The 13879-nt window shown below is 59.0% G+C and carries 16 protein-coding genes; 9 read left to right on the top strand and 7 right to left on the bottom strand.

Annotated features, from left to right (window positions below; all coding sequences use genetic code 11):
* Positions 1–6 precede the first annotated feature (6 nt).
* Genes paaA through OE750_RS09660 form a run of 7 tightly spaced genes read left to right on the top strand, consistent with a single transcriptional unit; the run spans position 7 to position 4746 of the window.
* On the top strand, positions 7–999 hold the full coding sequence (gene paaA / locus OE750_RS09690) for a 1,2-phenylacetyl-CoA epoxidase subunit PaaA (RefSeq protein ID WP_263763970.1): 993 nt from the start codon (positions 7–9) through the stop codon (positions 997–999).
* A 13-nt stretch (positions 1000–1012) separates the two neighbouring features.
* Positions 1013–1387: a hypothetical protein gene (locus tag OE750_RS09685; RefSeq protein WP_263763968.1), complete on the top strand. Its 375-nt coding sequence runs from the start codon at positions 1013–1015 to the stop codon at positions 1385–1387.
* Positions 1388–1407: 20 nt separating this feature from the next.
* Entirely contained in the window at positions 1408–1692 is a 285-nt protein-coding gene (gene paaB / locus OE750_RS09680; protein ID WP_263763965.1) for a 1,2-phenylacetyl-CoA epoxidase subunit PaaB, read from the top strand.
* 1 nt (position 1693) lies between these two features.
* A complete protein-coding gene (gene paaC, locus OE750_RS09675) occupies positions 1694–2446 on the top strand; it encodes a 1,2-phenylacetyl-CoA epoxidase subunit PaaC (RefSeq protein ID WP_263763963.1) in 753 nt (250 codons plus the stop codon).
* The gene (gene paaD / locus OE750_RS09670; protein ID WP_412176216.1) at positions 2446–2904 is read left to right on the top strand and encodes a 1,2-phenylacetyl-CoA epoxidase subunit PaaD; all 459 of its coding nucleotides are present in this window, start codon (positions 2446–2448) and stop codon (positions 2902–2904) included. Before paaC ends, paaD begins: the two co-directional genes overlap by 1 nt.
* A gap of 8 nt (positions 2905–2912) precedes the next feature.
* The gene (locus OE750_RS09665; RefSeq protein WP_263763959.1) at positions 2913–3983 is read left to right on the top strand and encodes a 2Fe-2S iron-sulfur cluster-binding protein; all 1071 of its coding nucleotides are present in this window, start codon (positions 2913–2915) and stop codon (positions 3981–3983) included.
* Between the two features lie 13 nt (positions 3984–3996).
* Entirely contained in the window at positions 3997–4746 is a 750-nt protein-coding gene (locus tag OE750_RS09660) for a Phenylacetic acid catabolic protein (protein ID WP_263763957.1), read from the top strand.
* On the opposite strand, the gene OE750_RS09655 is transcribed toward OE750_RS09660, so the two are convergent.
* Genes OE750_RS09655 through paaG form a run of 4 tightly spaced genes read right to left on the bottom strand, consistent with a single transcriptional unit; the run spans position 4743 to position 7882 of the window.
* Complete coding sequence (locus tag OE750_RS09655) at positions 4743–5339, bottom strand: TetR/AcrR family transcriptional regulator (RefSeq protein ID WP_263763955.1); 597 nt, start codon at positions 5337–5339, stop codon at positions 4743–4745. The two genes, OE750_RS09660 and OE750_RS09655, sit on opposite strands and share 4 nt — an antisense overlap.
* A 4-nt stretch (positions 5340–5343) precedes the next feature.
* Entirely contained in the window at positions 5344–6654 is a 1311-nt protein-coding gene (paaK, locus tag OE750_RS09650; RefSeq protein WP_263763953.1) for a phenylacetate--CoA ligase PaaK, read from the bottom strand.
* Positions 6651–7094, bottom strand: a complete 444-nt coding sequence (paaI, locus tag OE750_RS09645) for a hydroxyphenylacetyl-CoA thioesterase PaaI (RefSeq protein ID WP_263763951.1) — start codon at positions 7092–7094, stop codon at positions 6651–6653. Before paaI ends, paaK begins: the two co-directional genes overlap by 4 nt.
* A gap of 2 nt (positions 7095–7096) precedes the next feature.
* Positions 7097–7882, bottom strand: a complete 786-nt coding sequence (gene paaG, locus OE750_RS09640) for a 2-(1,2-epoxy-1,2-dihydrophenyl)acetyl-CoA isomerase PaaG (RefSeq protein ID WP_263763948.1) — start codon at positions 7880–7882, stop codon at positions 7097–7099.
* Between the two features lie 93 nt (positions 7883–7975).
* Between paaG and paaZ the strand changes: the two genes are divergently transcribed.
* On the top strand, positions 7976–9982 hold the full coding sequence (paaZ, locus tag OE750_RS09635) for a phenylacetic acid degradation bifunctional protein PaaZ (RefSeq protein ID WP_412176215.1): 2007 nt from the start codon (positions 7976–7978) through the stop codon (positions 9980–9982).
* Positions 9983–10029: 47 nt separating this feature from the next.
* Positions 10030–10806 carry a PaaX family transcriptional regulator C-terminal domain-containing protein gene (locus OE750_RS09630; RefSeq protein ID WP_263763946.1) on the top strand — a complete coding sequence of 259 codons (777 nt, stop codon included), beginning with the start codon at positions 10030–10032 and terminating at the stop codon, positions 10804–10806.
* Here OE750_RS09630 and OE750_RS09625 read toward each other — a convergent pair.
* The 3 genes from OE750_RS09625 to OE750_RS09615 all read right to left on the bottom strand — a co-directional run bounded on the left by OE750_RS09625 (position 10803) and on the right by OE750_RS09615 (position 13707).
* Positions 10803–12662 (bottom strand): monovalent cation:proton antiporter-2 (CPA2) family protein, encoded by a 1860-nt coding sequence (locus OE750_RS09625; protein ID WP_412176214.1) that lies wholly within the window; start codon positions 12660–12662, stop codon positions 10803–10805. The two genes, OE750_RS09630 and OE750_RS09625, sit on opposite strands and share 4 nt — an antisense overlap.
* Positions 12662–13117, bottom strand: coding sequence for an Lrp/AsnC family transcriptional regulator (locus OE750_RS09620; RefSeq protein ID WP_263763942.1), 456 nt, complete (start codon positions 13115–13117; stop codon positions 12662–12664). Before OE750_RS09620 ends, OE750_RS09625 begins: the two co-directional genes overlap by 1 nt.
* Positions 13118–13269: 152 nt before the next feature.
* The gene (locus OE750_RS09615; RefSeq protein WP_263763940.1) at positions 13270–13707 is read right to left on the bottom strand and encodes a YqaA family protein; all 438 of its coding nucleotides are present in this window, start codon (positions 13705–13707) and stop codon (positions 13270–13272) included.
* Positions 13708–13879 lie beyond the last annotated feature (172 nt).

The following is a 13879-nucleotide window of genomic DNA, read 5'->3' as shown; positions in this document are numbered from 1 at the left end:
ACACTCATGTATGCACAGATGGTAAAATCAACGGGCGAGGGTGTTAAATCCCGCGAAGATATGTCCCCCGAAGAAGCGGCCTTTCAGGATCGTATCGACCAGGATATCAAGATTGAGCCGAAAGACTGGATGCCGGCAGGTTACCGCAAAACGCTGATCCGCCAGATGGGCCAGCACGCGCACTCCGAAATCGTCGGCCAGCTCCCCGAAGGCAATTGGATCACCCGCGCGCCCACGCTTGAGCGCAAGGCAATCCTGCTGGCCAAAGTGCAAGACGAGGCAGGCCACGGTCTCTACCTCTACGCTGCCGCCGAAACACTGGGTGTCAGCCGCGACGAACTCACAGAAGATCTGCTCTCTGGCCGCATGAAATACTCTTCGATCTTCAACTATCCCACGCTGAACTGGGCGGATATGGGCGCAGTCGGCTGGCTTGTTGATGGCGCGGCGATCATGAATCAGGTTCCCCTTCAGCGCACATCCTACGGCCCCTACAGCCGTGCGATGATCCGCATCTGCAAGGAAGAAAGCTTCCACCAGCGCCAAGGTTACGACATCATGATGAAGATGGCCAACGGCACAGATGCGCAAAAGAAAATGGCGCAGGATGCGCTCAACCGCATGTGGTATCCAAGCCTGATGATGTTCGGCCCCAGCGATGCCGACTCTGTGCATTCGGCCCAGTCAATGGCATGGAAAATCAAGATGGACAGCAACGACGAGCTGCGCCAGAAATTTGTCGACCAGACCGTTCCACAAGCCGAATATCTCGGCCTCACAGTGCCCGACGAGAACCTCAAATGGAACGAGGAGAAGGGCGGTTACGACTTCTCCGAGCCCGACTGGAACGAGTTCTTTGACGTGATCAAAGGCAATGGTCCCTGCAACACCGACCGCCTCGCCGCGCGCAACAAAGCCTGGGACGATGGCGCATGGGTCCGCGATGGCCTCTTGGCGCACGCTGAAAAACGCGCCGCATTGAAAACAGCTGCGGAATAAGCCGATGTCACGAATGCTGCGTTTCAAAACAGGTCTTTCGGCGCTCGCATTGGCAGGGTTCATGCTGGCGGGCGCAGCCGAGGCCTATGTCTCGGGCGGACACGAATACAACCTTGCCTGCAATGAGGCAGGCTTTATTTTGTCATCCAAAGATCCCGTGACGCGCACCAAAGGCTCGGGCGCAATGACACAGAACATTTCAGGTATTGAAAAGATCTATCTCGGGAAAAGCTGCGTTGCGTTTCACGAGGTCTATGGAACGGGAACATGGTGCTGGGCCAATGGCGGCTTTGTTGCGGATTTTGCCGACTTCAGCTTCGGCTTTGCACGGCAGGAACTCTACTGCCCCACCGAAAACGACGCGCCCGGCCTGCACTGCACCTGCTAGAATAATGAGAGGAAGAAACGATGTCTAAAGAATGGCCCCTCTGGGAAATTTTCATCCGTGGCCAACACGGCCTGTCACACCGTCACGTCGGCAGCTTGCATGCGCCCGATGCCGAAATGGCGATCAAAAACGCGCGTGATGTTTACACGCGCCGCAACGAAGGCCAAAGCATCTGGGTTGTCGAGGCCAAGCACATTTCGGCCTCAAGCCCGTCTGACAAAGGCCCGCTCTACGAGCCAAGCGAAAGCAAGGTCTACCGTCACCCGACGTTCTTTGACATTCCCGAAGATGTGGGGGCCATGTAACATGAGCACGCTTTACGACTTTGCCCTCAGGATGGGGGACAACACGCTTATCTTGGGGCACCGCGTCTCCGAGTGGTGCGGCCACGCGCCCGTGCTTGAGGAAGATATCGCGCTTGCCAATACGGCGCTTGATCTCATCGGCCAGACCCAGCTCTGGCTCGGCCTCGCCGCCGAAGAGGAAGGCACAGGCAAAACCGCCGATGATATCGCCTTTCTGCGCGATGCATGGGATTTCCGCAATGCGCTCCTCTGCGAGTTGCCCAACGGTGATTTCGGCCGCACACTGATGCGCCAGTATCTCTTTGATCAGTGGCACTTGCTGATGCTGCAAGAGCTGCAAAAAAGCTCGGAGAAGCGTGTCTCCGACATTGCCGACAAAGCCATCAAAGAAGTGAGCTATCATGTAGAGCGTTCGCGGGACACTGTCGTGGGCCTTGGCGATGGCACGGCTGAAAGCCACAAGCGGATGCAGGACGCGCTCGACTATCTCTACCCCTATGTGGGCGAGCTTTTCACGCCCGATGCCGTTGATGACGCCGCCACGAAAGAGGGCATTGCCCCCGATCTGGCCAGCCTGCGCGAGGCTTACGATGCCGCTGTTGCCGCAACCATGGCCGAGGCCACGCTGGCCCTGCCGGAAAGCCGCTTCGGCCACAAAGGCGGGCGCAACGGCAAGATGCACACCGAGCATTTGGGCCACATCCTCACCCAGATGCAGTGGCTTCAACGCGCCTATCCGGGAGCGACATGGTGATGAAACCGAGTGTCGCGCAGGTCTACGCATGGCTCGATGATGTCCCCGATCCCGAGATCCCCGTGATCTCGCTCACGGATCTGGGCATCATCCGCCATGTCGAGTGGGCCGGCGATACGCTCGAGGTCACCGTGACGCCGACTTATTCAGGCTGCCCCGCGACAAGCATCATCAACCTCGATATCGAAACTGCCCTGCGCGGCCACGGCATCGAGAAGCTCACGCTGAAACGCCAGCTCAGCCCGCCCTGGACAACTGACTGGCTCACAGAAACGGGCCGCGCCAAGCTTGAAAAATACGGTATCGCGCCGCCCCGGCCCGCAGGCGGACCGGCGCATTGCCCGCGCTGCCAAAGCACTGACCTGGAAAGGCTTTCCCAGTTCGGCTCCACCCCGTGTAAGGCCCAATGGCGCTGCAAAAGCTGCCTTGAACCTTTCGACTATTTCAAATGTATCTGAGGTGAAACATGCCCCGCTTTCATGAACTCGAAGTCACAGATGTCCGCAAAACCATCCGCGACGCTGTTGTTGTCACTCTGAAGCCCGTCAACGGCGCGGCGTCAGAGTTTGACTTCACCCAAGGCCAGTATCTCACCTTCCGTCGCGATTTTGACGGCGAGGAAATCCGCCGCAGCTACTCGATCTGCTCGGGCAAAAGCGAGGGCATCCTGCAAGTGGGCATCAAGCGCGTCGATGGCGGCGCCTTCTCCACCTGGGCCAACGAAGACCTCGCCGTTGGCGCACGCATCGAGGCCATGCCGCCCATGGGCCGCTTTTTCACCCCGCTCGACGCCAGCACCTCCAAAACATACCTCGGCTTTGCCGGAGGGTCGGGCATCACGCCGGTTCTCTCGCTCATCAAAACCACGCTGGAGGCTGAGCCAAACGCCGACTTTACGCTGGTCTACGCCAATATCGGCGTCAGCACGATCATGTTCCGCGAAGAGCTGGAAGACCTGAAAAACCTTTACATGGGGCGCTTCAATGTCATCCATATCCTTGAGCAAGACGCGCAGGATATCGAGCTTTTCTCCGGCCGCGTGACTGAAGAGAAATGCGCCGAGCTGTTCAAATCATGGATCGACATTGCGTCGGTCGACACTGCCTTTATTTGCGGTCCCGAGCCGATGATGCTCGGCATCGCCAAGGCGCTCAAGGATCACGGCCTCACCGAGGCCCAGATCAAATTCGAGCTCTTCGCTTCGTCCCAGCCCGGTCGCCTCGCCAAGCCAGCCGCTTCAAAAGCCGCCGCCGCTGCCGCGCAAATCACCCTTGCAGTCACACTCGATGGTGCCACCCAAACGATGGAAGCTGACGTCGAAACAAGCATCCTTGATATCGCCCGCGCAGGCAACATGGACGCGCCCTATGCCTGCAAGGCAGGGGTCTGCTCCACCTGTCGTTGCCGTGTGATCGAAGGCGAAGTCGACATGCGCGCCAACCATGCGCTGGAAGATTACGAAGTCGAGAAAGGCTATGTTCTCTCCTGCCAAACCTTCCCGGTGAGCGCGAATGTGAAAGTCGATTATGACCAATAATCAGGAGGCCCAAATGGATATCGAAAGCTACCTCGCCGAAGGCGGAGTCTTGAGCAACCCAAGCAACGTGCCGCCGCGCTACCGCGCCGAGCTGATGAAGCTCATGGCTACTTTTGTAGACAGCGAACTCGCTGGCGCCGCAGGTTTTGCCGATGTGATCAACGCAGGCCCGGGTATCAAAGAGCGCATCGCCGCCGCGCGGATTGTGCTTGAAAAGACCGATCACGCCGAGCGCGTCCTTGCCCTGATGAGCGAATTCGGCGCCGACGCAACCCGCTACGAGCGGCATCACCCGTGGTCAGCCCGCCTGCCGCGTGATGCCGATATCGGCGCAACCCGTTCTGAGCATGATATGCGTCTTGCGCTGTTCAACTACCCGCTCACGGGCTGGACAGATGCCGTGGTGATGAACCTGCTCATGGGTCTTGCAGTTGATGTGCAACTCGCTGATATGGCGCAGGTTTCCTATCAGCCCTTGGCCGAAGTCCTGCGCGAAGTTGCCCCGCGCGAGGCACGCCATACAGAGCTTGCCGCCGAAGGCGTTGCAAAGCTTGTCGAAGGGGATGCACGCCCCGAAGTTGAAGCCAGCGTTGCCTATTGGTGGCCCCGCGTTGCGGCGAGCTTCTCGGCTGCATCGGATGACAAACTCGCCAAGCTCAAAGCCCAAGGCCTGCGCAGCGCCAGCGGAGCAGAGCAGGGGGCCGAATGGGCGAAAAAGGCAAGTGCCGCGCTCGCCGTGCATGGCCTTGCAGCACCTGCCTAAAGAGCCTTAAGCCCGCCCAGCGTCAGTTGGGCCACCTGCGCGCCATAAGCACGGCGCGCAGCATCGTCCGCGCCCGCGTTCCACATGTAATGCCAGTTCAACATGCCAAAAACCGACATGGTCACCTGGCGCAGCTTGGCCGGGTCATGTTCAAACACCTCGGGCGCATTCTCGGCGACAACGCTTGAGACAAGCCGCACCATATCGCGCTGATACGCCGCGAGAATTTGCCGCTCGTCCTCGGGCAGATGGTCCATCCCCGTGCTTTGCACACGGTGGGCATTGTCTGCACCCTGATAGGCCAGAAGCACTTCGATACAAAGCGCCGCCAGCTTTTCAGGTGGGCTCAACCCTTCGAGTTTCACGGCCACCAACCTGTCGCGCAGCGCCTTGAGGTGACTGTCGAGCAGGTCAAACAGCAAAGCATCCTTGCTGTCGTAATAGTGGTAGATATTGGCCTTCGAAATACCGGCTTCCCGCGCCAGCGCCGCCATCGAGGCGCGATCAAACCCCTCGCTGGCAAACACCCGCGCCGCCGCTTCCAGAATGGCCTCTTGTTTGGCCGCGTGGTCCTTCGCTTGTGTCCGTGCCAAGGCCTTACCCCTTGTCGCGGTTATCGACTACGCGCACGGCCTTGCCTTGCGAGCGCTCGACCGAGCCGGGATCCCCCACAATCACCTCGGTGCTCACGCCCACCATATCCTTGATATGCTTGGTCAACATTCGCTGCGCCGCTGTGCGCGAAAGGTTGTCGGCGGCATCGGGGTTGGCTTCCACAAACACCCGCATCGCATCCATTCGGCCCGATTTATACAGCTCGATCTGGAAGTAGGGCGCAAGCCCGCCTGTGGCCATAACCTGCTCCTCGATCTGCGTCGGAAAGACATTCACACCGCGCAGGATGATCATATCGTCGCTGCGTCCGGTGATCTTCTGCATCCGCCGCATTGAGCGCGCCGTGCCCGGCATCAGACGGGTAAGGTCGCGTGTGCGGTAGCGGATCATCGGCATCCCTGTCTTGGTGAGGGTGGTAAACACAAGCTCGCCTTCCTCTCCATCAGGCAGCACTTCGCCTGTGACGGGGTTGATGACTTCGGGGTAGAAGTGATCCTCCCAAATGTGCAGCCCGTCTTTGGTTTCCACACATTCATTGGCCACACCTGGCCCCATAATCTCGGAAAGCCCATAAATATCAACAGCATGCATATCAAAGGCCGCTTCTACCTCAAGCCGCATGGCGTTCGTCCAAGGCTCCGCGCCAAAGACGCCCACATCAAGGCTGCTCTTGCGCGGGTCGATCCCTGCCTTGTGAAAGCCCTCAAGGATATTGAGCATATAAGAGGGTGTCACCATAATCCCCTGCGGCTTGAAATCGGTGATGAGGCCAACCTGCTTTTCAGTCTGTCCGCCGCCCATAGGCACAACAGTCGCGCCCAAACGCTCGATACCATAATGCGCACCAAGCCCGCCGGTAAACAGGCCATAGCCGTAAGCATTGTGCACCGTATCACCGCGTTTAAGCCCCGAGGCGCGCAAGCTGCGCGCCACAACTTCTGCCCAGACATCAATATCGTTCTGCGTGTAAACAACCACGGTCGGCTTGCCCGTTGTGCCCGATGAGGCATGAATACGCACAAGTTCCTCGCGTGGCACAGCAGCAAGCCCGAAGGGATAGTTGGCGCGCAGATCGTCTTTGTAAGTAAACGGAAACTTCGCCAGATCGCTCAGGCTTTTCAGATCGTCAGGGTTAACCCCGGCGGCATCAAAGCGCTCTTTATACATAGGGACGTTGTCATAAGCGCTCTTCAGCGTGGTCTTCATCCGCTCAAGCTGCAACGCCATAATCTCGTCCCGCGAGGCAATCTCGATCGGGTCCAGATCGCTCTTCTTCGGTGTCAGGTCTTTCATCGTTTTTCTCCCTCAGATTCGTCAAACAATGTGCCGGCAACGGCGCGTGAAATGCCGCGAAACTCGCAAAGCACCTCTCCCTTTTGGTTGCTCACAACCACATCATATATCCCGCTGCGCCCTGTCAGGGACACTTCCTGCGCCTCGGCGCGCAAACGGTCGCCCTCAAAGCCCGGCGCAAGATAGCTCATAAACGTGTGCTGCCCGACAGTGTTCTGGTTGCGCGAGTTACACGCAAAGGCAAAAGCGCTGTCCGCCAGCATAAAACTCACCCCGCCGTGGCAGGTTTTGTGGCCGTTGGTGTGATGCTTCTGCACCGTCATCTCAAGCACAGCCACGCCTTCATCCACGCTCACAAGCTCCATCCCGATCCACTCGGAGGCTTTGTCGCCGTCCCACATCGCCGCAGCCGAGCGTTCGGCGCGTTCCTTCGGTGTCATGCTCATTTCCCCTTAAACTCCGGCGCGCGTTTTTGCAGAAACGCGCTCACGCCCTCGGCGTAATCATGGCTCTCGCCGCAGCGCTTCATATAGCCTGCCTCAAGCTCGAGTTGCTCTTCCAGCGTGTTCACCGCAGCCGCCTGAATGGCCGCTTTGGTCAGGCTCAAGCCAAGTGTCGGCCCGCTCGCAAGCTGCTCCGCCAGCGCGCGCGCCTCGTCCATAAGCTGCGCATCTTCAACGCATTTCCAGATGAGGCCCCAGTCCTCGGCCTGTTGTCCGCTCATCGGCTGCGCGGTAAAGGCCAGTCCCTTGGCACGCGCCTCTCCAAGAAGGCGGGGCAAATGAAAGCTCCCGCCCGTGTCGGGGATCAGGCCAACCTTGCTGAACGATTGAATAAACTTCGCCTTATCCGAGGCCAGAACCATATCACACGCCAGCGCCAGATTGGCCCCGGCCCCCGCAGCAACGCCATTGACGGCGCAGATCACAGGAAACTCCAGCGACCGTATCAAATTGACCAAAGGCGCATAAAACCTGCGCACTGTCTCGCCAAGGTCGGGTGGCCCGTCCATCTTGCTGGGGTCTCTGTCGCCCAGATCCTGCCCCGCACAAAAGCCGCGCCCCGCACCCGTCAGCAGCACAGCCCGCGCGCCTTCGTCTCGCGCAGCTTCCAAAGCTGCGCGCAAAGCAAGGTGCATTTCCTCGTTAAAAGAGTTGAGCTTATCCGCACGGTTTAGCGTAATCTCGTGCCAAAGCGGGTGTTTCACCACCAAAATAGTATCCGACATAACACCCTCCCAAGCTTTCGGTTCAAGATCAAGCTTGCATAAACCGAACGGTTGGTCAATAAATTATGCAACCATGAGAAAAGGGAGATAGCCATGAAAGAGATTGCAAGCTACGCGGTGGGGCAGTGGGTCCAGCCGGATGATGCCGCCCGTAACGTGGACTGCGCCATTACAGGTGCGCCTTTTGCACGCATCGGCTCAAGCAAGCTCGATACATTGGCCATGCTCACCCATGCCCGCGAAGTCGGCGGGCCGGCTCTGCGCAAGTTCAATTTCCACGAGCGCGCCAAGATGGTCAAAGCCCTCGCCATGCACCTCGGCGAGCACAAACAAGCGCTCTATGATCTCAGCTTTCACACCGGCGCCACGCAAAAAGATCACCTGATCGACATCGACGGCGGCATCGGCACGATGTTTGTGTTCGCTTCCAAAGGTCGCCGCGAGTTGCCTGAAGCACATGTCTATGTCGATGGCGAGCTGGAGCAGCTTTCCCGCCACGGCACCTTTATGGGCCAGCACATCTGCACGCCCCTGCGCGGTGTCGGCGTTCATATCAACGCCTTCAACTTTCCCGTCTGGGGCATGCTGGAAAAGCTCGCACCAACCCTCCTCGCAGGCGTCCCCGCGATTGTGAAGCCCGCAAGCTCGACAGCCTATGTCACCGAGCTCGCGGTCAAAATCATGCTCGAGTCCGGCATCCTCCCCGAAGGCGCATTGCAGCTCATTTCGGGCGGTGTGGGCGACTTGTTCGAAGGCCTCGGCCCTCAGGATGTGGTCAGCTTCACAGGCTCCGCGCAAACCGCGCTCATGCTGCGCTCACACCCCAATATCGCCAAAAACTCTACGCGCTTTATCGCCGAGCAAGATAGCCTCAACGCCTCGGTGCTTGGCCCTGATGCCGCCCCCGGGACGGAAGAGTTTGACCTCTTCATCAAGGAAGTCACCCGCGAGATGACCGCCAAGGCAGGCCAGAAGTGCACCGCGATCCGCCGCATCATGGTTCCCGAAGCGCAGGTTGAGGCTGTCACAAAAGCGATCTCCGCCAAGCTCGACACCCTCACAATCGGCGATCCGCGCGAAGAGGGCACGAAGATGGGCGCGCTCGTCAGTGCCAGCCAGAAACGCGATGTCTTGGCGATGATCGACAAGCTCGCCACCGAGAGCAAGATCGTATGGCGCGACGAGGCCCGCGTTCCAACAGAGGGCGCATTCGTCTCCCCCGTGCTCCTGCATTGCGAAAACCCCGACACCGCCACAGAGGTGCACGCAACCGAGGCTTTCGGCCCCGTCAGCACCGTTATGGGCTACCGCGATCTGGCTCACGCGGCTTCGCTTGTGGCGAAAGGCGAGGGTAGTCTTGTCACCTCGCTCATCACCGCAGATGCCGATATCGCTTCATCCTTCGTTGCCGAGGCTGCGCCATGGAACGGGCGCATTTACATCAACAACCGTCACTCCATGAAAGAAAGCACCGGCCACGGCTCACCGCTTCCGCATATGGTGCACGGCGGACCGGGCCGCGCAGGCGGCGGCGAGGAAATGGGCGGCGTCCGCGGTGTCATGCACTACATGCAGCGCACGGCCATTCAGGGCAGCCCCGACATGCTCACAAGCATTGGCCAGAAATGGGTTCCGGGGGCCACGCAAACCATCGGCCCCGCACACCCCTTCACCCGCCGCTTTGGCGAGCTTGCCTTGGGTGAAACGCTGCACACGGCAAGCCGCACCATCACGCTCGAAGACATCGAGACATTCGCCAATTTCACGGGCGATACCTTCTATGCCCACATGGATGAAGAGGCCGCCGCGCGAAACCCCTTCTTCCCGGGGCGTGTGGCGCATGGTTACCTCCTCATCAGCTTCGCCGCTGGCCTCTTTGTGGAGCCCAACGAAGGGCCGGTTTTGGCCAATACAGGCCTTGATAACCTGCGCTTCATGAAGCCGGTTGTCGCTGGTGATGCCATCAAAGTTGCGCTCACCGTCAAGCGTAAAACAACCCGCAACGAGGAATACGGCGAGGTGCGCTGGCATGTCAGCCTGACCAATCAGGATGATGAAGCCTGCGCAAGCTATGAACTCCTCACCATGAATGCGATTTGACAGGGAATACCCTTTAACGCCTGACGCGCCCGCGCTACTGTTCTTGCATGAACTCGGGTGCATCAGAGCTTTTTGACACAACCTTCACGGCCCTGCACGCGCAGGGCCCCCTGAAAACGTGGTCGCTCATCGTGACTATTTTTGGCGATATCGCGCCCGCGAAAGTCGACCTGATAGACAGCCAGCTTCTTGCGGCACTCACAGCGCCCTTTGGCGTGAAGCCCGAGGCCTTGCGCGTCGCGCTGCATCGCCTGCGCAAGGACGGCTGGCTTGAGGCCGTGAGAACGGGCCGCCGCTCTGCCTATCACCTGTCTGAAACAGGCGAGGCGCTCACCCGTGCCGCCTACGCGCGTATCTACCGCAATGTGCAAAGCGGGCAGGGGGCCGACTGGCAAATCGAACTGATCGAAGATGCCGCTGCCGAAGGCCGCGCCAAAACGGCCCTTATCGGGCCGAACATTCTTGTGTCCGCTAAGCCTGCAGAAGGCGCTCCGCTCAGCCTGCCAGCTGCCGATGTGCCCGAGTGGATGCGCGCAGCGCTGACGACCGATGAGGTCCTTGAAGAGTTCGCACTCTATGAGCAAACACTTGATGCTCTCGTGCCGGCGCTTGAGGGCAAAGGGCTCACTGATGAAGCAAGGCTCGCCCTGCGGTTTCTGGTGCTACACTACTGGCGCCGCATCGTTCTGCGCCAACCCGAGGTGCACGAAGTATTGCTTGGCGCAGATTGGGCTGGCCACAGGGCACGCGTGCTTACGTTGCAAGTGTTTGAAGCGCTCCCACGCCCGGCGCTGGCTGATCTGGCAGCACAGCAAAACGCTTAATCGCTCTTCTTGCCCTCGGCCAAAGCCTGAAGCGACAGTTCCAGCTCTTTCTCCAGCTCGCGCACGCGCTTGCGATAAGCCTCGTTGGTGCTCATGTCCTGATCGGGCTTCCAAAGCTCCGCCAGTTCCTTCAGCGCCAGACGGTCATGGGCATAAAACGCCTGCTCGGCCTCGGCCGCTTCATATTCCGTCATGCCCACGTTTTCGAGCACATAGCGCCCCGCGCGCAACGAGCTGTCAAAAAGCTCGCGCACAATGTCATTAGCTCCGGCCTCATAGAGCGCAAAAACATGGTGGCGGTCACGGGCCCGCGCGATGATATGAATATCCGGCCGCTCCTTGCGCGCATGGCGCACCAGCCGCAATCCTGCTTCCACATCATCCAGCGAAACAACCAGAACAGCCGCATCGCGCAAGCCAGCCGCGCGCAAAAGCTCGGGGCGTGTCGGGTCGCCCAAAAATGCGCGATACCCGAAGTTGCGCATCAGCTGGATGCGCTTGAGGTTGTTGTCCAGAACCACGGTCTTGAACCCGCTGCTCTCGACAAGCCGGTTCACGATCTGCCCGAAGCGGCCCACTCCGGCAATAATCACCGCGCCTTGCTTGTCGATCTTGTCAGGCTCGCTGACGTGTTTTACGCCTTCAAAACGGTTGGAGACAAAATCATACGCCAGAAACAACATCGGCGTCATAAGCATCGACAGGGTGATAATCAGGTTCAGACGGTTGCCAAGAGAGTCACCAAACACCCCTTGCTGCCCGCCAAACGACACAAGCACAAAGCCGAACTCCCCCGCTTGTGCCAGTGCCAGCGTAAAGAGCCAAAGCTCCCGCTTGCGCAAGCCGAAACCGTAGCCAAGCACAAACAGCACGCTTCCTTTCAACATAATCAACCCGCAGGCCAGCCCCAGCAACAAAGCGGGTTCTGCCGTCAGAACCTCAAAGTTGATCGAGGCACCAACAGTGATGAAGAACAACCCCAGCAACAGGCCTTTAAAAGGTTCGATATCGCTCTCAAGCTCGTGGCGAAACTCGCTGTTCGCCAGAACGACCCCCGCCAGAAACGCGCCCAAAGCAGGTGAAAGGCCCAAAAGGGTCATGATATAAGCGTTGCCAATCACAATCAGCAGGGCAAGTGCCGTATACATCTCGCGCAAGCGCGTTGCATGAATATAGCGAAACAGCGGCTTGCTCAGGAACATGCCCGCCACAATCACAACAGCAATCGTGGCCAGAGTGGCGAGTGTCACGCCCCAGGCAGGCAGGCTCTCGAATAAAGTGGCATCATGAACAGCCTCTTCGCTGGCCAGCGCAATCGAGCCATCCGCGTTTATCGCGGCAAGCCCTGCCACACCCAGCAAGGGAATAAGCGCCAGAAACGGGATAACGGCAATGTCCTGCGCCAACAGAACCGAGAAAACAGAGCGCCCCCCGGATGTCTGCACAAGTCCCTTTTCCGTCAGCGTTTGCAGCACGATAGCAGTCGAACTCAGCGCAAGCACCAGCCCAATGGCAAGGCTCGTCTGCCACGCCAGTCCAAAGGCCGAGGCGGCAACAAACACCGCAAGGCACGTCAGCAGTATTTGCAAACCGCCCAGCCCGACAAGCTTGTGCCGCATCGCCCAAAGGGTGCCGGGCGTCAGCTCAAGCCCGACTATAAACAACATCATCACAACGCCGAATTCGGCAAAATGCTGCAAACTGCGGGTGGCTTCGCCAAGGCCGGGCATAAGCCCGATCAGCACGCCAGCACTGAGATACCCAAGGACCGAGCCAAGCCCCAAACGCGAGGCAAGAGGCACGGCAATGACCGCTGCCAAAAGATAAATCGTAGGGAGTAAAAGCATTGAGTGCATTAAGCTGGCAACGGCGCGTCTTGTTTGATCTGGTTCATGACTATCTGGCTGTGCACACGGCTCACCGCCCCGTGCGCCAGCAGAATGTCATGGATGAGGGCATTTAGCGAGGCAAGATCTTTAGAGTAAATCCTCAGCAGCAGGTCCGCATCGCCGGTCATTGCCCAAGCCGAGACAATCTCGGGCTGCGAAACCATCAATTTGTTGAAACTCTGCGTTATTTTCCTGTCGTGGTTGAGCAGCTGCACCTGCACAAACGCCTGTACGCCAAGCCCGAGCTCTGCGGCATCCAGCTCGGCCCGATAGCCCCGGATCACACCGCTCGCCTCAAGCTTCTGACGCCGCCGTGCCGCCTGACTGGCCGACAGGCCAAGCCGCTCGGCCAGTTCTTGCGAGGTCAGTTGCGCGTTTTCCTGTAAAGCGGTGATAAGTTTTGAATCAATTTGGTCTCTCATGCTTCGAGCTTACGGTAGTAAGGTAAATAATGCGAGAAACCCGCGTAACATTTTCGTAACGCGCGTTGAGTTGCGCAGGAAGCCGCCACATGCGGGCTTGAGCTTTCACATCCAGATCACCCTTGGCCTCGCAACTGCGCGCTGCAACTGTTTTACAGCCAGCCCCAGACAAGCGCGCCCACCACAAGATAGCGCCCGGTTTTGGCCAGCGTGACCAGAGTGAGAAACACCCAAATGTTCTCGCGCAGCACACCCGCCGCCAAAGTGAGCGGATCACCGACCACAGGCGCCCAACTCAGCAACAATGACCAGCGCCCGTATCGGTGATACCAGCCTTCCGCCCGCGCCAGAGCTTCGGCCCCGATGGGGAACCAGCGCTTGCCCTGAAGCGCATTCGCGCCGCGCCCGATCCAGTAGTTGAATAGCGCGCCCAAGACGTTGCCAAAACTCGCCACCAAAATCAGCACCGCTGCGCTGCGGCTTTCCGATGCCAGCAGCGAGGCCAGCACCAGTTCGGATTGCGCAGGCAAGAGGGTTGCTGCCAAAAAGGCGGATAGAAAAAGCCCGCCGTAGACGCTCAGATCGCTCATAGTGGGTGCGGCTCCTTCGGGCGCAGCGGGCAGGCAGCGCACGCTGTATTAATCAATTTTCGGTAAATAAAAAACCGTTTCAGGCGGTGCACGGGGTGTGCACGCATGGTGCACACATATCACCCCCCTGTTTTTACGGCTTCGGTAAAGCTTAACAGGTAGAATCGCCGCG

Source organism: Lentibacter sp. XHP0401, assembly GCF_025751535.1.
GTDB lineage: Bacteria > Pseudomonadota > Alphaproteobacteria > Rhodobacterales > Rhodobacteraceae > Lentibacter.
This window is presented reverse-complemented; position numbering and strand designations above follow the sequence as displayed.

Excerpts from the sequence above, each read along its gene's own strand:
- paaA (WP_263763970.1), top strand. The coding sequence starts at position 7 with ATGTATGCACAGATGGTAAAATCAACGGGCGAGGGTGTTAAATCCCGC.
- OE750_RS09685 (WP_263763968.1), top strand. The coding sequence starts at position 1,013 with ATGCTGCGTTTCAAAACAGGTCTTTCGGCGCTCGCATTGGCAGGGTTC.
- paaB (WP_263763965.1), top strand. The coding sequence starts at position 1,408 with ATGTCTAAAGAATGGCCCCTCTGGGAAATTTTCATCCGTGGCCAACAC.
- paaC (WP_263763963.1), top strand. The coding sequence starts at position 1,694 with ATGAGCACGCTTTACGACTTTGCCCTCAGGATGGGGGACAACACGCTT.
- paaD (WP_412176216.1), top strand. The coding sequence starts at position 2,446 with ATGAAACCGAGTGTCGCGCAGGTCTACGCATGGCTCGATGATGTCCCC.
- OE750_RS09665 (WP_263763959.1), top strand. The coding sequence starts at position 2,913 with ATGCCCCGCTTTCATGAACTCGAAGTCACAGATGTCCGCAAAACCATC.
- OE750_RS09660 (WP_263763957.1), top strand. The coding sequence starts at position 3,997 with ATGGATATCGAAAGCTACCTCGCCGAAGGCGGAGTCTTGAGCAACCCA.
- paaK (WP_263763953.1), bottom strand. The coding sequence starts at position 6,654 with ATGAAAGACCTGACACCGAAGAAGAGCGATCTGGACCCGATCGAGATT.
- paaI (WP_263763951.1), bottom strand. The coding sequence starts at position 7,094 with ATGACACCGAAGGAACGCGCCGAACGCTCGGCTGCGGCGATGTGGGAC.
- paaG (WP_263763948.1), bottom strand. The coding sequence starts at position 7,882 with ATGTCGGATACTATTTTGGTGGTGAAACACCCGCTTTGGCACGAGATT.
- paaZ (WP_412176215.1), top strand. The coding sequence starts at position 7,976 with ATGAAAGAGATTGCAAGCTACGCGGTGGGGCAGTGGGTCCAGCCGGAT.
- OE750_RS09630 (WP_263763946.1), top strand. The coding sequence starts at position 10,030 with ATGAACTCGGGTGCATCAGAGCTTTTTGACACAACCTTCACGGCCCTG.
- OE750_RS09625 (WP_412176214.1), bottom strand. The coding sequence starts at position 12,662 with ATGCACTCAATGCTTTTACTCCCTACGATTTATCTTTTGGCAGCGGTC.
- OE750_RS09620 (WP_263763942.1), bottom strand. The coding sequence starts at position 13,117 with ATGAGAGACCAAATTGATTCAAAACTTATCACCGCTTTACAGGAAAAC.
- OE750_RS09615 (WP_263763940.1), bottom strand. The coding sequence starts at position 13,707 with ATGAGCGATCTGAGCGTCTACGGCGGGCTTTTTCTATCCGCCTTTTTG.